General features: G+C 50.3%; 14 protein-coding genes and 2 tRNA genes. 1 reads left to right on the top strand and 15 read right to left on the bottom strand.

The features are described from left to right. Positions 1–17 precede the first annotated feature (17 nt). From pnp to rlmE, 14 genes are all read right to left on the bottom strand, one after another. Positions 18–2,141 (bottom strand): polyribonucleotide nucleotidyltransferase, encoded by a 2,124-nt coding sequence (pnp, locus tag ACJY2G_RS05090; RefSeq protein WP_439291431.1) that lies wholly within the window; start codon positions 2,139–2,141, stop codon positions 18–20. 273 nt (positions 2,142–2,414) lie between these two features. Then, positions 2,415–2,684, bottom strand: coding sequence for a 30S ribosomal protein S15 (gene rpsO, locus ACJY2G_RS05085; RefSeq protein WP_014333706.1), 270 nt, complete (start codon positions 2,682–2,684; stop codon positions 2,415–2,417). A gap of 122 nt (positions 2,685–2,806) precedes the next feature. Further along, positions 2,807–3,751, bottom strand: a complete 945-nt coding sequence (gene truB, locus ACJY2G_RS05080; protein WP_439291429.1) for a tRNA pseudouridine(55) synthase TruB — start codon at positions 3,749–3,751, stop codon at positions 2,807–2,809. After that, complete coding sequence (gene rbfA, locus ACJY2G_RS05075; protein ID WP_101078324.1) at positions 3,751–4,164, bottom strand: 30S ribosome-binding factor RbfA; 414 nt, start codon at positions 4,162–4,164, stop codon at positions 3,751–3,753. The genes truB and rbfA overlap by 1 nt, the downstream gene beginning before the upstream one ends. 79 nt (positions 4,165–4,243) lie before the next feature. Then, entirely contained in the window at positions 4,244–6,937 is a 2,694-nt protein-coding gene (infB, locus tag ACJY2G_RS05070; protein ID WP_112286789.1) for a translation initiation factor IF-2, read from the bottom strand. Positions 6,938–6,961: 24 nt separating this feature from the next. Next, positions 6,962–8,470, bottom strand: a complete 1,509-nt coding sequence (gene nusA / locus ACJY2G_RS05065) for a transcription termination factor NusA (RefSeq protein WP_112286790.1) — start codon at positions 8,468–8,470, stop codon at positions 6,962–6,964. A 23-nt stretch (positions 8,471–8,493) separates the two neighbouring features. Next, complete coding sequence (gene rimP / locus ACJY2G_RS05060) at positions 8,494–8,946, bottom strand: ribosome maturation factor RimP (RefSeq protein WP_147243271.1); 453 nt, start codon at positions 8,944–8,946, stop codon at positions 8,494–8,496. Between the two features lie 229 nt (positions 8,947–9,175). Next, a tRNA-Met gene (locus tag ACJY2G_RS05055) sits at positions 9,176–9,252 on the bottom strand. Between the two features lie 59 nt (positions 9,253–9,311). Then, positions 9,312–9,398, bottom strand: a tRNA-Leu gene (locus ACJY2G_RS05050). An 86-nt stretch (positions 9,399–9,484) separates the two neighbouring features. After that, positions 9,485–9,820: a preprotein translocase subunit SecG gene (gene secG, locus ACJY2G_RS05045; RefSeq protein ID WP_113877110.1), complete on the bottom strand. Its 336-nt coding sequence runs from the start codon at positions 9,818–9,820 to the stop codon at positions 9,485–9,487. A 235-nt stretch (positions 9,821–10,055) separates the two neighbouring features. Next, the gene (gene glmM / locus ACJY2G_RS05040) at positions 10,056–11,396 is read right to left on the bottom strand and encodes a phosphoglucosamine mutase (protein WP_430320043.1); all 1,341 of its coding nucleotides are present in this window, start codon (positions 11,394–11,396) and stop codon (positions 10,056–10,058) included. A 2-nt stretch (positions 11,397–11,398) separates the two neighbouring features. Continuing rightward, entirely contained in the window at positions 11,399–12,238 is an 840-nt protein-coding gene (folP, locus tag ACJY2G_RS05035; RefSeq protein WP_430320044.1) for a dihydropteroate synthase, read from the bottom strand. Positions 12,239–12,362: 124 nt separating this feature from the next. Beyond that, complete coding sequence (ftsH, locus tag ACJY2G_RS05030; RefSeq protein WP_112286795.1) at positions 12,363–14,306, bottom strand: ATP-dependent zinc metalloprotease FtsH; 1,944 nt, start codon at positions 14,304–14,306, stop codon at positions 12,363–12,365. A gap of 56 nt (positions 14,307–14,362) precedes the next feature. Continuing rightward, positions 14,363–14,992: a 23S rRNA (uridine(2552)-2'-O)-methyltransferase RlmE gene (gene rlmE, locus ACJY2G_RS05025; RefSeq protein ID WP_112286796.1), complete on the bottom strand. Its 630-nt coding sequence runs from the start codon at positions 14,990–14,992 to the stop codon at positions 14,363–14,365. 182 nt (positions 14,993–15,174) lie between these two features. On the opposite strand from rlmE, the gene yhbY reads away from it, so the two are divergent. Then, entirely contained in the window at positions 15,175–15,471 is a 297-nt protein-coding gene (gene yhbY, locus ACJY2G_RS05020) for a ribosome assembly RNA-binding protein YhbY (RefSeq protein WP_095923662.1), read from the top strand. Positions 15,472–15,651: 180 nt separating this feature from the next. On the opposite strand, the gene greA is transcribed toward yhbY, so the two are convergent. Then, positions 15,652–16,128 (bottom strand): transcription elongation factor GreA, encoded by a 477-nt coding sequence (gene greA / locus ACJY2G_RS05015; protein WP_112286797.1) that lies wholly within the window; start codon positions 16,126–16,128, stop codon positions 15,652–15,654. Positions 16,129–16,381: the final 253 nt, after the last annotated feature.

The raw sequence follows: 16,381 nt of genomic DNA, 5'->3' as shown, positions 1-16,381 counted from the left end.
AAAACTTCTGTTACAGATTATTCTGCTGCAGGTTGCTCAGTTGTTTCGTCCTGAGTAGGTGCGGTAGCTTCTTTGATGCTCAGACGCACACGACCCTGACGGTCAACTTCGAGAACTTTAACCGGAACTTCCTGGCCCATCTGCAGGTAATCAGTCGCTTTCTCTACACGCTTGTCAGCGATCTGAGAGATGTGTACCAGACCTTCTTTACCGCCGCCGATGGCAACAAACGCACCAAAGTCTACGATACGGGTCACTTTACCCTGATAGATACGGCCAACTTCGATTTCAGCAGTGATCTCTTCGATACGGCGGATAGCATATTTCGCTTTCTCGCCGTCGGTAGCTGCGATTTTCACAGTACCGTCATCTTCGATTTCGATAGTGGTGCCGGTTTCTTCAGTCAGAGCACGGATCACAGAACCACCTTTACCGATCACATCCTTGATTTTGTCCGGGCTGATCTTGATGGTGTGAATACGTGGAGCAAACTGAGAGATATCGCCACGTGGTGTGCTGATAGCCTGTTCCATCACGCCCAGAATGTGCAGACGAGCACCCTTAGCCTGGTTCAGAGCTACCTGCATGATTTCGCGGGTGATACCTTCGATTTTAATGTCCATCTGCAGCGCGGTGATACCGTCGCGGCTACCGGCCACTTTAAAGTCCATGTCGCCCAGGTGATCTTCGTCACCCAGAATGTCGGACAGAACGATAAAGCTTTCGCCTTCTTTAACCAGACCCATTGCGATACCCGCAACAGCGGCTTTAATCGGCACGCCTGCATCCATCAGGGCCAGAGATGCGCCACAAACGGAAGCCATTGAAGATGAACCGTTAGATTCAGTGATTTCAGAAACCACACGTACGGTGTACGGGAAGTCTTCTGGTTTTGGCATCATCGCCAGTACGCCACGTTTAGCAAGACGGCCATGACCAATCTCACGACGTTTTGGCGAACCTACCATACCGGTCTCACCAACAGAGTACGGAGGGAAGTTGTAGTGGAACAGGAAGCTGTCAGTTTTCTCGCCCATCAGCTCATCCAGGTTCTGTGCATCACGGGCAGTACCCAGTGTTGCAGTAACCAGTGCCTGAGTTTCACCACGGGTGAACAGCGCTGAACCGTGAGTACGTGGCAGAACACCAGTACGCACATCCAGACCACGGATCATGTCTTTTTCACGGCCATCGATACGTGGCTCGCCACGCAGAACACGGCTACGAACCACGTTCTTCTCGATGCTGCCCAGAATGTCAGAGATTTCGCCAGCGTCCAGAGTTTCGTCTTCAGCTTGCAGAGCCTGAACAACGTCAGATTTGATGACGTTAATCTGGTTGTAACGCTCTTGTTTCTCGGTGATCAGGTACGCATCACCCAGGCGGGATTCAGACAGTGCAGCCACGCGAGCATGCAGCTCAGCGTTAACCACTTCTGGCTGCCAGTCCCATTTTGGCTTACCGGCTTCAGCAACCAGTGAGTTGATGTTGTCGATAACGATTTGTTGTTGTTCGTGGCCGAATACGACCGCGCCCAGCATCTGATCTTCGCTCAGCACTTCAGCTTCAGATTCAACCATCAGAACCGCGCCCTGAGTACCGGCAACAACCAAGTCCAGACGGCTTGTTTTCAGCTCATCTGCGGTTGGGTTCAGAACATACTGGTCGTTGATGTAACCAACGCGTGCAGCACCGATTGGGCCGTTGAATGGAATACCAGACAGGCTCAGGGCAGCAGACGCACCGATCATCGCAACGATGTCAGGGTTAACTTGTGGGTTCAGGGAAACCACAGTCGCGATAACCTGAACTTCATTCAGGAAGGAGTCCGGGAACAGAGGGCGAATCGGACGGTCAATCAGACGTGAAGTCAGAGTTTCGCCTTCGCTTGGACGGCCTTCACGACGGAAGAAGCTACCCGGAATACGACCAGCAGCGTAAGTACGCTCCTGATAGTTAACAGTCAGCGGGAAGAAGCTCTGACCTGGTTTAGCTTTTTTCTGGCCAACAACGGTAACGAATACCGCAGTGTCGTCCATGCTAACCATAACAGCGGCAGTTGCCTGACGAGCCATCATGCCGGTTTCCAGCGTAACGGTGTGCTGGCCGTATTGGAATTTACGAATAGTCGGATTAAGCAATGTAATGTCCTTTTGTATGACGCGCAGCTGTTATGACAGCAGTTCACGCCGATCAATATCCGAGCTTCTCACTACATTCTCGCGACTAATGACAATCCTTATATACCTGGCAATGTGGTAATAAAGTCTCTCATTAGCCGCGCGAAAACATCTGTAACGGAAGTTCATGTACTTAGAATAACAACAGAAACAGCAGCCATACAGTACCCTGATTTGGCGTTGCTTCCTAGAATAAAGGGGCCTATTGGCCCCTTTACACTGAAACTCGCTTGATTAGCGACGCAGACCCAGACGTTCGATCAGGCTGGTGTAACGTGCTACATCTTTACGCTTCAGGTAGTCCAGCAGTTTACGACGCTGAGAAACCATACGCAGCAGACCACGACGGCTGTGGTGATCTTTTTTGTGCTCTGCAAAGTGACCTTGCAGATGGTTAATTTGAGCAGTCAGCAGAGCAACCTGAACTTCGGTAGAACCACTGTCGTTTGTGCCACGACCGAAGTCGGAAACGATTTGAGCTTTAGCTTCAACGCTTAGAGACATAATCTTACTCCAAAATATTATAGATAATTAAACGGGTGCCGATCTCTAATTCAGCAACCCAATGCATAAGCTGCGCTATTCTACCCTTTGCTATATGTGATCGCAAGGTGAGCAGAAAGCGCTTAATCCGTGTATTCGACGACCAGACGACGCGGCGCAATGCGGCCATCATCATCAATTTCGCCCACACCGATAAACTTACGTTCTTCGCCTTCAGTGATGCGAACCATACCACTGACCGGTGCGTCAGATGCCTGAACAGGTTGGCCCTGTTTAACATATCCGGCGACGACAGGGAGCAGGTTCACTTCCGGGAAGTCTTCACACGCGCTGTCCATAGGCAACAACAAAGGATCCAGCAGTAAGCGTGGCTCTATGCCCTGCTCTTCTGCCTGAGCGATCAGTTCATGGAGTTTTTCCATGGTGACCATACGCTCTGAAGGATAGGTTGCCACCTGCAAACGACGCAAATAAGTCACGTGCGCACCACAGCCCAATTTTTCGCCCAGATCATCCACAATCGTGCGGATATATGTGCCTTTGGAACAGTGGATTTCTAATTCAACCTCGAAGCCTTCCCAGCGGATGAACTTGAGTTCATACACGGTGATGCTGCGGGATTCTCGCGGAACTTCGATGCCCTGACGCGCGTACTCGTACAGCTTTTTCCCTTCATATTTCAATGCTGAATACATGGAAGGAATTTGCCGGGTTTCCCCGCGGAAACTGTCGAGAGCATCGTCCAGTTGCTGCTGAGTGAAGGCCATTTCACGTTCAGAAATGATGGCACCTTCAGCATCTGACGTATCCGTGCGTTGTCCCATACGGGCAATCACGCGATAACGTTTGTCAGAATCGAGCAGGAAACGGGAAAACTTGGTCGCTTCGCCTATGCACAGCGGCAACATGCCAGTGGCTAAAGGATCGAGCGCGCCGGTATGTCCTGCCCGGTTAGCGTTATAAAGGCGTTTAACCTTTTGCAGGGCATCGTTAGAAGACAAGCCTAAAGATTTGTCCAGTAGCAGAACACCGTGTATATCACGGCCGCGGCGACGTGGGCGACTCATTATACTTCCTCGTCATCGCCTGCAGCTGAACGGCGTTCAGCATCGTTCTTCACGACGTTGGTCACCAGATTGGACATACGCATACCTTCAACCAAAGAGTTGTCGTATGCGAAAGTCAGTTCTGGTACGACACGCAAACGCATCGCTTTACCGATCAGCGTACGGATGAAACCTGACGCGTCCTGCAAAGCTTTGATGCCATTCTTCACACGATCAGGATCGTGATTGTCAGTCGTCAGCACGTCAAGGAAGGTCACGAACACTTTGGCATAGGCCAGGTCACGTGAAACTTCAACGCCTGAAACGGTCGCCATGCCTACGCGCGGGTCTTTGACTTCACGCTGTAAGATGATGGCGATTTCTTTCTGCATCTCCTGAGAGACGCGCTGAGTACGGCTAAATTCTTTTGCCATGATGCTTTTCTCCTCACTTGCTCCAGACAAACAAGGGGGCGCAAGGCCCCCCATCTGGATATCAGCTACTTCGCAAACGTTAAGCGATAGTACGTTTGATCTCGATGATTTCGAAGACTTCGATCACATCGCCAGTACGCACATCGTTGTAGTTCTTAACGCCGATACCACATTCCATGCCGTTACGAACTTCAGCAACGTCATCTTTGAAGCGACGCAGGGATTCCAGTTCGCCTTCGTAGATCACCACGTTTTCACGCAGTACACGGATTGGGTTGTTACGCTTGATCATACCCTCAGTCACCATACAACCTGCAATAGCGCCGAATTTCGGTGACTTGAACACGTCACGAACTTCAGCCAGGCCGATGATTTGCTGTTTGTATTCTGGCGCCAACATACCGCTCATCGCCTGTTTAACTTCGTCAATCAGGTTATAGATAACGGAATAGTAACGCAGATCCAGGCTTTCGCTTTCTACGACACGGCGGGCAGAAGCATCTGCACGGACGTTGAAGCCCAGGATGATCGCGTTGGAAGCAGCGGCCAGTGTTGCGTCAGTCTCGGTGATACCACCGACACCCATACCGACGATTTTAACTTTAACTTCGTCAGTAGACAGATTCTGCAACGCATCGGAAATCGCTTCGCAAGAACCCTGAACGTCAGATTTCAGAACGATGTTCAGTTCAGAAACTTCGCCTTCAGTCATGTTCGCGAACATGTTTTCCAGTTTAGATTTCTGCTGACGAGCCAGTTTCACTTCGCGGAATTTACCCTGACGATACAGAGCAACTTCACGCGCTTTCTTCTCGTCACGAACAACAGTCACTTCATCACCCGCAGCCGGAACGCTGGACAGACCCAGAACTTCGACAGGAATAGAAGGACCCGCAGACGTAATGTCACGACCCATTTCGTCACGCATCGCACGGACACGGCCGTATTCGAAGCCACACAGAATGATGTCGCCTTTGTTCAGAGTACCTTCCTGAACCAGAACGGTTGCAACCGGGCCACGACCTTTGTCCAGGAAGGACTCGATCACAACGCCGCTTGCCATGCCGGTGCGAACTGCTTTCAGTTCCAGAACTTCGGCTTGCAGCAAGATAGCTTGCAGCAAATCGTCGATACCGGTACCCACTTTCGCAGACACATGGATGAACTGAGATTCACCGCCCCACTCTTCTGGCATAACGCCATACTGAGAGAGTTCGGTACGAACGCGGTCCGGATCAGAGTCTGGCTTATCAATTTTGTTCACTGCAACCACGATTGGCACGCCAGCAGCTTTCGCATGCTGTACGGCTTCGATGGTTTGTGGCATTACGCCATCATCTGCAGAAACAACCAGTACAACGATATCCGTTGCCTGAGCACCACGAGCACGCATTGAAGTAAACGCGGCGTGTCCCGGAGTATCCAGGAAGGTGATCATGCCGTTTTCGGTTTCTACGTGGTAAGCACCGATATGCTGGGTAATACCACCGGCCTCGCCTGCTGCCACTTTCGTTGAACGAATGTAGTCAAGCAATGAGGTTTTACCGTGGTCAACGTGGCCCATGATGGTCACAACCGGAGCACGTGGCTCAGCGGCAGCAGAAGAAGCGGTATCACGATCGCTCATCAGCGCTTCTTCCAGCTCGTTCTCACGACGCAGGATGACTTTGTGGCCCATTTCTTCCGCAACCAGCTGAGCAGTTTCCTGATCAATAACCTGGTTGATGGTGGCCATGGCGCCCAGTTTCATCATGGTTTTGATGACCTGAGAACCTTTAACTGCCATTTTGTTTGCCAGCTCAGCAACAGTAATGGTTTCACCGACTACAACATCACGGTTAACGGCAACAACAGGCTTGTTAAAGCTCTGCTGTAAGGTACTTGGCTTACGCTTACCTTTACCGTTACGGCCAACAGCACGGGCTTCTTCGCGATCCGCTTTAGATTCGGAGAGCTTGTTGCCTTTTTTCTGTTTGGTCGCTTTGCCACCGCGAGTACGGCTACGACGTTCGCCTTCAACTTTGGCGTCATTTTCGTCTTCAGCAGCACGAGCATGGGTAGAAGTGGTGACATGGTAGTCAGCAGATTCTGATTCGCTTGGAGCGGTAGCTTCAGTCCAGACACCAGAGTCAGCCATTTTACGGGCTTCTTCGGCGATGCGCTTGGCGTTTTCTTCAATCTTACGCTGGGCTTCTTCTTCCGTTTTGCGTTTCAGCTCTGCGGCTTCAGCTTCACGGCGTGCTTTCTCTGCCTGAGCTGGTTTAGTTACTTCATCGGTATTTTGGTTGGTCACTTTATCTTTTTCCGCTGCATCACGCTTAGCTTTATCAGCGGCCTCACGTTTAGCTTGCTCTTCGGCGGCGCGTTTGGCTTTTTCCTGAGCTTCGCGCTGGGCTTGCTCCGCTGCTGCACGCTGTGCCTGTTCTTCCGCGTCACGCTTCGCCTGCTCTTCCGCTTCGGCCTGGGCAACTTCTGCCTCGGTCATATCACGTTTAACATAAGTGCGTTTCTTGCGGACCTCGATTTGCACCGATTTACTCTTCCCGCCGGTGCTCGGAATATTCAGTGTACTACGCGTTTTGCGTTGTAACGTCAGTTTGTTTGTCGCACCGGCATTTCCGCCATTCAGGTGCGCCAATAAAGTCTCTTTTTCTTGCTGGGTCACAGAGTCAGTTTCGGACTTTGAGATCCCTGCATCAGCAAATTGCTGTACCAGGCGATCTACCGGAGTCTGAATCTCTGCCGCCAGCGCTTTTACAGTTACATCTGTCATGCTGTTCCTTCCTGCTACAGTTTATTACGCGTTGTCGCCAAACCAGCAGATATTGCGCGCGGCCATGATAAGTTCACCAGCCTGCTCGTCACTAAGACCTTCAATATCAGCCAGATCGTCGACACCCTGCTCGGCAAGATCTTCCAGCGTACAAACCCCTTGTGCAGCCAGTTTAAATGCCATGCTACGTTCCAGACCCGCCAGGTTAAGCAGATCGTCAGCAGGCTTTTTGTCACCGAGACTTTCTTCCTGAGCTAAAGCCAGTGTGGTCAGCGCTTCTTTTGCACGTTCGCGCAGCGCATCCACGGTGTCTTCATCCAGGCCGTCGATTTCAAGCAGCTCGTTGACTGGCACATAAGCCAGTTCTTCAAGCGTTGAGAAACCTTCTTCTACCAGAACCGTGGCGAAATCTTCATCGATGGCCAGGTATTTGGTGAAGGTATCAATCGCAGCGTGTGCCTCAGCCTGATGTTTGGCTTGCAGGTCGTCTGCTGTCATCACGTTCAGTTCCCACTTGTCATCACCACGATGCTGTTTCAACAATTGGGAGGCCAAACGCACGTTCTGGCCATTACGGCCAATCGCCTGTGCCAGATTGCTGGCTTCAACGGCGATATCCATGGTGCATTTATCTTCATCAACCACGATGGAAGCGACATCTGCCGGTGCCATTGCGTTGATAACGAATTGCGCAGGATTATCATCCCAAAGGATGATATCGATACGTTCACCGCCCAGTTCACTGGAAACAGCCTGAACGCGTGCACCACGCATGCCGACACAAGCACCGACCGGGTCGATACGTTTGTCGTTGGTTTTTACTGCAATTTTCGCACGGGAGCCAGGATCACGGGCTGCCGCTTTAATCTCAATCAGCTCTTCACCAATTTCCGGCACTTCGATGCGGAACAGCTCAATCAGCATCTCGTTACGTGAACGGCTGACAAACAGCTGGGCACCGCGTGCTTCAGGGCGCACATCATACAGAACGCCACGAATACGGTCGCCGGAGCGGAAGTTTTCACGCGGAAGCATGTCTTCACGCAGAATAACGGCTTCAGCGTTGCTGCCTAAATCCAGAGCGATGCTGTCACGGTTAACTTTCTTAACCACGCCGGTGACGATCTCACCTTGCTGCTCACGGAATTGATCAACCACCATCGCGCGCTCTGCTTCACGTACTTTCTGTACGATAACTTGCTTGGCAGTTTGCGTGGTGATGCGGTCAAAAGTGACTGACTCGATTTGATCTTCAATATATCCGCCGAGGTCGATTGACGGATCTTCGTATTGTGCAGCTTCGAGGGTGATTTCGCGGGTCGGTTGAGTCACTTCGTTGACTGCCACCCAACGACGGAAGGTATCGAAGTCACCTGTTTTGCGGTCAATGCTGACGCGGACTTCGATTTCCTGCTCGTATTTTTTCTTGGTCGCCGTTGATAATGCAATTTCCAGCGCTTCAAAAATCTTCTCGCGCGGGAGGGATTTTTCATTAGAAACTGCTTCTACAACAGCCAGAATCTCTTTGTTCATCCTAGTTGCCTCTTCCAAACTCTTTAAAAGTGGGGTACCAGGTTCGCTTTCTGGATGTTGCTCAGTGCGAACACTTCATCTTTCCCTTCCACTGTCACCGTGATCATTTCGCCTTCGACAGCCTTAATAATGCCCTGCCATTTGCGACGATTCTGCACTGCCATACGCAGAACAATGCTGACTTCGTCACCCAGGAAACGTTGATAATGTTCAGCGGTGAACATAGGACGATCAAGGCCTGGAGAGGAAACTTCCAGGTTGTAGGCGACGGTGACTGGATCTTCAACGTCCAGCACAGCGCTCACCTGGTGGCTGACATCAGCACAATCATCAACATTGATCCCGGCGTCACTATCAATATAGATGCGCAACGTCGATTGGCGAGCCCGAACGAACTCGATGCCCACCAGCTCAAAGCCAAGTGCCTCGACTGGTGCTGTAATCAGCTCTGTTAATTTTTGTTCTAATGTGGACAAGCCCACCCCCAAGACATAAAAAAAGGGCTAAATAGCCCAGTGATTCTGTTGCCAAATAACAAAAAACCCCGATAAATCGGGGCTTTATGCAACTGGACCCTATTCGCCGCATAGCGGCTTCGGTACAACTTTCGCGAAGTGTTATTTCAAATAGAAACTTTCAAATTGGAACTGCAGAACATCACAGGAAGACACTGAAAGTCTATTTGAAATAAACACTTAGGGAAAGTGGTTGCGGGGGCCGGATTTGAACCGACGACCTTCGGGTTATGAGCCCGACGAGCTACCAGGCTGCTCCACCCCGCGTCCGAAAACGTGGCAAATACTACGCCGATAATCGCTAAAAAGCAAATTATCACAAAGATTGGTACCGAGGACGGGACTTGAACCCGTAAGCCCATTCGGGCACTACCACCTCAAGGTAGCGTGTCTACCAATTCCACCACCTCGGCACTCTTTTTTTTCACAATCGCTTCTACTGTCCAAGTACAAGCCACTGTTTAAAACTTTTCACTTCTTGCGATAAGAAGGTTACTGCTTAGTGAGGAACGTCACTGTTAGGCGCAGCTGGAGCTGCCGGTGCAGTGGTCTGCTCAGTTTTCGCTGGCTGACTCAGGTTTTCCCACTCACTACCTTTTTGGCTTTTATTGGTGCTCATGTTCCCGAGAATCAAACTAATGATAAAGAACAGTGCTGCCAAGATGCCGGTCATACGGGTCATGAAGTTACCGGAACCACTCGAACCGAACAATGTGCCAGAAGCACCTGCTCCGAAAGAGGCTCCCATATCAGCGCCTTTGCCTTGTTGCAGCATAACCAGAGCAACAAGCCCGATTGCTACGATAAGGAAAATCACCAGAAGAGCGTCGTACATAGTAGTACCTGTATCCTCGCGGGTTCACCGCATGCCAATTGCTTCTCACCATTTAGCAGGTCATTCAAGGACCCACTGAAGCGGGTGTGAATACTAACCAAAGCCGTATTGCCGTGCAAGGGCAATCTTCATCAAAATGTTCGTTTGCGGAAAAAAACGGCAAATTTGAAGCAAAGTGGCTGACAGGACGCTGTTCAGCCACGCATATCATGAAAATTGACCGTTTTTTATCAGGTTACGCTTTGACTGCTTTTACCGCATCGGCAATACGGTTAGCCAGTTTTTCCACCAGTTCCGCGTCTTCGCCTTCTACCATCACACGCAGCAAAGGCTCGGTACCTGATTTACGTAACAGTACCCGGCCACGACCCGCTAACTGTTTTTCAACTTCGGCCGTGACCTGCTTAACTTCGTCGGATTCCAGCGGATCATGTTCGCCAGCAAAACGGACGTTAATCAGGATTTGTGGCAGCAATTTCATACCGCTGCACAAATCATGTAGGCTCATGTGATTGCGAACCATGGCGGTAAGCACTTGCAAACCGGCCACAATGCCGTCACCGGTGGTGGTTTTGTCCAGCAAGATAATGTGGCCGGAGTTCTCAGCACCAATACGCCAGCCTTTTTCCTGCATTTTTTCCAGCACGTAACGGTCGCCCACTTTCGCGCGTGTAAATGGAATACCGAGCTGTTTTAATGCCAGTTCCAGGCCCATATTACTCATCAGGGTGCCGACGGCGCCGCCTTTCAGCTGGCCCTGACGCAAGCCTTCACGAGCAATGATGTAAAGGATCTGGTCACCATCGACTTTATTGCCTTCATGGTCGACCATAATCAGACGATCGCCGTCGCCGTCAAATGCCAGCCCGACATGGGCTTTTTCTGCCAGAACGCGTTGCTGTAACTGACGGACGTCGGTCGCACCGCACTCTTCGTTAATGTTCATCCCATCCGGGTCGCAGCCGATAGTAATCACTTTAGCGCCCAGTTCCCGCAGAACGCTTGGCGCAATGTGGTAAGTCGCGCCATTGGCACAATCCACAACGATTTTCAGTCCGTTCAGGCTCAGTTCGCTCGGGAACGTCCCTTTGCAGAATTCGATATAGCGACCGGCAGCATCCACAATACGGCTGGCTTTACCCAACGCAGCGGATTCCACGCAAGTAAGAGGTTTTTCCAGCTCAGCTTCGATGGCTTCTTCCACTTCGTCCGGCAGCTTTGTACCGTCAATAGTGAAGAATTTTATGCCGTTATCGTAGAACGGGTTATGCGATGCAGAAATCACAATCCCGGCTTCAGCACGGAATGTACGGGTCAGATACGCAACCGCGGGTGTTGGCATCGGGCCGGTAAAGGAAGCCGACAGCCCCGCAGCAGCCAGACCGGCTTCAAGTGCAGATTCCAGCATATAGCCGGAAATACGGGTATCTTTGCCGATAATCACTTTACCCGAACCATGACGCGCTAATACTTTGCCTGCAGCCCAGCCCAGTTTGAGAACGAAATCAGGGGTGATCGGGCTGTCGCCTACTTTTCCACGTATGCCATCAGTACCAAAGTATTTACGGTTGCTCATAATTATTTTTTATCCCTTACAGAAAGTGTCGCTTCCACGATACGCATCGCTTCGACGGTTTCTTTAACATCATGTACGCGAACTATCTGAGCTCCCTGCATGGCAGCAATCACAGCGCAGGCAACGCTGCCCGTCACGCGTTTCTCCGGTGACACATGCAGTAGCTGCCCTACCATAGATTTCCTCGACATCCCCACAAGAAGTGGTAAACCGAAGTGATGGAACTCAGCCAGTCTGGCGAGTAACTGGTAGTTATGCTCTAAATTTTTACCGAAACCGAAGCCCGGGTCGAGCAACAATTTGCTTTTCGGAATGCCGGCATTCACACAACGTGCAATTTGCTCGACAAAATACTGGTCTACCTGCGCAACGACGTTGTCGTAATGTGGGGCATGTTGCATCGTTTTCGGGTCACCTTGCATGTGCATCAGACAAACGGGCAAACCCGTTTCTGCCGCAGCCTGCAATGCCCCTGGCTCCTGAAGCGAGCGAATATCGTTAATCAGATGCATACCGGCATTTGACGCTTCACGGATAACAGAAGCCTTCGAAGTATCCACCGAGATCCAGACATCAAAACGTCGGGCGATGGCTTCTACGACCGGTACCACACGGGTCAGCTCTTCCTCTTCGCTGACTTCAGCAGCGCCCGGACGCGTTGATTCGCCGCCAATATCAAGGATTGTCGCGCCGGCATCGACCATCGCCTGAGCGTGGCGAAGCGCAAGATCAAGCGTGTTGTGTCGTCCGCCATCAGAAAAGGAATCCGGGGTAACATTCAGGATCCCCATCACCTGGGGAAAAGTGAGATCCAGTATCGAGTCTCTGGCTGTGAGGTGCATAAATCATGTCCCTTCTGGTCATTCGTTGAGGCAGTTTCAAATTCCGACACAAAGAATGCACGCATAAAAAACCCCGGGCAAGCCCGGGGTTGAGTGTTATCTGCGTTATTTTCCAACCAGCTGCTTATTTGCCGCTGAATTGCTCAAACATCGTATTGCCAGGATTTGGCGTGCGAGGTTCGTCAACTGGCGTTGGCGCTTTTGGAGCACCGCCGTCGTTAGAATTATTGTTGCCGTTTTTACCGTTAGCATCATCCCAGCCAGCAGGCGGGCGAACTTCCGTACGGTTCATCAGGTCATCAATTTGCGGCGCATCGATGGTTTCGTATTTCATCAGGGCATCTTTCATTGAATGAAGGATATCCATGTTTTCCATCAGCAACGTACGCGCACGAATGTAGTTACGCTCAACCAGAGATTTCACTTCCTGATCGATGATACGGGCAGTTTCATCAGACATATGTTTAGCTTTCGCAACTGAACGACCGAGGAAGACTTCGCCTTCTTCTTCCGCATACAGTAACGGACCTAATTTCTCTGAGAAGCCCCACTGCGTAACCATGTTACGGGCAATAGAGGTGGCAACCTTAATGTCGTTCGACGCACCGGTAGACACTTTTTCCACGCCGTAAATGATCTCTTCAGCAAGACGACCACCGTACAAGGTAGAAATCTGGCTTTCCAGTTTCTGACGGCTGGCACTGATAGCATCGCCTTCAGGCAGGAAGAAGGTCACACCTAATGCACGGCCACGAGGAATAATGGTCACTTTATGCACCGGGTCATGTTCAGGAACCAGACGACCAATGATGGCGTGGCCTGCTTCATGATAGGCAGTGGACTCTTTCTGCGATTCAGTCATCACCATGGAACGACGCTCAGCACCCATCATGATTTTGTCTTTGGCTTTTTCGAACTCAACCATAGACACCACACGTTTGTTACCACGTGCAGAGAACAATGCAGCTTCGTTCACCAGGTTAGCCAGGTCCGCACCGGAGAAACCAGGGGTACCACGGGCAATCACAGACGCATCAACGTCAGTTGCCAGCGGAACGCGACGCATGTGAACTTTCAGGATCTGTTCACGGCCACGTACGTCTGGCAAGCCTACAACAACCTGACGGTCGAAACGACCCGGACGCAGTAATGCCGGGTCAAGAACGTCAGGACGGTTAGTTGCTGCAATTACGATGATACCTTCGTTACCTTCAAAGCCATCCATCTCAACCAACATCTGGTTCAGTGTCTGTTCACGTTCATCGTGACCGCCACCTAAACCTGCACCACGCTGACGGCCAACGGCGTCGATCTCATCGATAAAGATGATACATGGAGCGGCTTTCTTCGCCTGTTCAAACATGTCACGCACACGAGATGCACCGACACCCACGAACATTTCTACGAAGTCAGAACCGGAAATCGTAAAGAATGGCACTTTGGCTTCGCCGGCAATGGCTTTCGCCAGCAAGGTTTTACCGGTACCCGGAGGACCAACCATCAGAACGCCTTTAGGAATCTTACCGCCCAGTTTCTGGAAACGGCTTGGCTCGCGCAGGTAATCTACCAGCTCGCTCACCTCTTCCTTCGCTTCGTCACAACCTGCAACGTCAGCAAACGTCGTTTTGATTTGGTCTTCCGTCAGCATGCGGGCTTTGCTTTTACCAAAGGACATTGCGCCTTTGCCCCCGCCACCCTGCATCTGCCGCATAAAGAATATCCAGACGCCAATCAGAAGCAGCATCGGGAACCATGAAATGAAGATAGTCGCCAGGAAACTCTGCTGTTCAGGCGGTTCACCAACAACTTTCACGTTTTTGCTCAGCAGCGTATCCAGTAATTTAGGATCATTAACCGGAATATAGGTTGTGTATTTGCTGCTGTCTTTTTTGATAACGTCAATCGCACGTCCATTGATACGTACTTCACGGACCTGGTCTTGGGCCACTTCGGTTGTAAAGGTAGTGTAATCTACCTTACTGCCATTAGATTCGCTGGGACCAAAACTCTGAAATACAGACATCAATACAACTGCGATGACTAACCAGAGGATCAGGTTCTTCGCCATGTCACTCAAGGGATTAACCTCATATTACAACTGTGTTAACAAACAGCGTTAGGGAACTACAGTTTCCGCCCTGTCGCTACGATGTACACTTCTCGCGAACGTGCTCGGGAAGCGTCTGGCTTACGAATCTTCACCTTCGTAAACAGGGAGCGAATTTCCCGCAGGTATTCATCAAAGCCATCTCCCTGAAACACCTTCACCAGGAAACTTCCGCCTGGTGCTAATACATCCCGACACATATCCAATGCTAATTCAACCAGATACATCGATTTTGGAATATCGACTGCCGGAGTACCGCTCATATTAGGCGCCATGTCAGACATGACCACCTGAACTTTGCTTTCTCCCACGCGTTCGAGCAGCGCTTTGAGAACTAATTCATCACGAAAATCCCCCTGAAGGAAGTCGACTCCAACAATAGGATCCATAGGTAAAAGGTCAAGAGCAATAATTCGCCCTTTGTTACCGATCTGCGAGGCCACATACTGTGACCAACCGCCAGGCGCTGCACCTAAATCAACCACCGTCATACCTTGTTTAAACAGCTTATCGCTTTGCTGTATTTCATCAAGTTTAAACCAGGCACGGGAGCGCAGCCCTTTTTTCTGTGCTTGTAGCACATATTTATCGCTAAAGTGTTCCTGCAACCAGCGACTGGAACTTGCAGAACGCTTTTTATTAGACATTATTTAGTAACCATATAGTTTTCCAACCACCCTGAGTTAGAGCCTTTGGAACAAGCCGTTAGCATCATGGCGTCTATGGCTAAGTCAGTATAATTGACCTCCCGAAGCAGTCCGGGTTGGTCATATACATGAGATGGCGGTAGAATGACCCGTTTTCAATCCCAACTTAAGCAAAAAAGACGATGAATCTTAACAATAAACAAAAACAGTACCTGAAAGGTCTGGCACATCCACTGAAACCGGTTGTTATGCTGGGCAACAACGGCCTGACAGAAGGTGTGTTAGCCGAAATCGAACAGGCACTGCAACATCACGAACTGATCAAGGTAAAAGTCGCGGCAGAAGAACGTGAGACGAAGACCTTGATCGTAGACGCGATTGTGCGTGAAACCAAGGCGTGTAATGTGCAAGTCATCGGCAATATGCTGGTACTTTATCGCCCTTCCACCGAAGACCGCAAAATTATCTTACCGCGTTAATCCATTAAGGTTTAACGAAAAGCGCTGTAGATTTTCGGAAAGGTGCCACGAAATCACGTTCAGGGGAAGGTCTCAGCGGGCCTTTTTACTTTAGTTTTCAATTTACTGTGAAGCAATTCACTGCATGAATGTGAGAATTACAGGGCGAAACATCACGTTTCGCCCTTTTTAATGCAGATTTTAGAGGTATTCGACCTTCAATACTTCAAACTCAACATCACCGCCAGGTGTTTTGATAACAACGACATCATCCTGTTCTTTGCCGATTAAACCACGTGCAATCGGTGAGTTAACAGAAATGAGGTTCTGTTTAAAATCAGCTTCGTCATCGCCGACAATGCGGTATTTCTGCTCTTCTTCAGTATCCAGATTCAGCACTGTCACTGTGGCGCCAAAAATCACGCGGCCAGTAGCAGGCATTTTAGTCACATCAATAACCTGAGCATTCGACAGCTTGGCTTCGATTTCCTGGATACGACCTTCACAAAAACCCTGCTGCTCACGCGCAGCATGGTATTCAGCATTCTCTTTCAAATCGCCGTGTTCACGTGCGGTCGCGATATCAGCAATGATTTTCGGGCGACGGACACCTTTCAGATGGTCCAGTTCTTCACGTAATCTTTCTGCGCCACGCAATGTCATCGGAATCGGTTTCATATATTTATTACCTCTAACTTGGTCCTTTCGGTAAACACCGTCCTGATTGAATCAGGTAAGAAATTAAGCCAGCGCTTCTGACCGACTCTCTGGCGAAAAGCAAAAAAAAACTCACCCGGAGTTGCCACCAGGCCAGGATTCATTTTGCATTTTGATTCGTATTTTAACGTAGAGTTCCTTGAGGATCATCGTTTAGTTTCAGCCACGTTGCGCCTAGGTTCGTAGCATCGTAGTATGGCACCACATTATCCCG

Source organism: Rahnella sp. ATs2 (assembly GCF_051851855.1).
In the GTDB taxonomy this organism is placed as follows: domain Bacteria; phylum Pseudomonadota; class Gammaproteobacteria; order Enterobacterales; family Enterobacteriaceae; genus Rahnella; species Rahnella variigena.
The sequence above is the reverse complement of the archived record's forward strand: the minus strand, read 5'-3'. Positions and strand labels throughout refer to the sequence as shown.

Excerpts from the sequence above, each read along its gene's own strand:
- infB (WP_112286789.1), bottom strand. The coding sequence starts at position 6,937 with ATGACAGATGTAACTGTAAAAGCGCTGGCGGCAGAGATTCAGACTCCG.
- glmM (WP_430320043.1), bottom strand. The coding sequence starts at position 11,396 with ATGAGCAACCGTAAATACTTTGGTACTGATGGCATACGTGGAAAAGTA.
- nusA (WP_112286790.1), bottom strand. The coding sequence starts at position 8,470 with ATGAACAAAGAGATTCTGGCTGTTGTAGAAGCAGTTTCTAATGAAAAA.
- greA (WP_112286797.1), bottom strand. The coding sequence starts at position 16,128 with ATGAAACCGATTCCGATGACATTGCGTGGCGCAGAAAGATTACGTGAA.
- yhbY (WP_095923662.1), top strand. The coding sequence starts at position 15,175 with ATGAATCTTAACAATAAACAAAAACAGTACCTGAAAGGTCTGGCACAT.
- folP (WP_430320044.1), bottom strand. The coding sequence starts at position 12,238 with ATGCACCTCACAGCCAGAGACTCGATACTGGATCTCACTTTTCCCCAG.
- rlmE (WP_112286796.1), bottom strand. The coding sequence starts at position 14,992 with ATGTCTAATAAAAAGCGTTCTGCAAGTTCCAGTCGCTGGTTGCAGGAA.
- truB (WP_439291429.1), bottom strand. The coding sequence starts at position 3,751 with ATGAGTCGCCCACGTCGCCGCGGCCGTGATATACACGGTGTTCTGCTA.
- rpsO (WP_014333706.1), bottom strand. The coding sequence starts at position 2,684 with ATGTCTCTAAGCGTTGAAGCTAAAGCTCAAATCGTTTCCGACTTCGGT.
- ftsH (WP_112286795.1), bottom strand. The coding sequence starts at position 14,306 with ATGGCGAAGAACCTGATCCTCTGGTTAGTCATCGCAGTTGTATTGATG.
- rbfA (WP_101078324.1), bottom strand. The coding sequence starts at position 4,164 with ATGGCAAAAGAATTTAGCCGTACTCAGCGCGTCTCTCAGGAGATGCAG.
- secG (WP_113877110.1), bottom strand. The coding sequence starts at position 9,820 with ATGTACGACGCTCTTCTGGTGATTTTCCTTATCGTAGCAATCGGGCTT.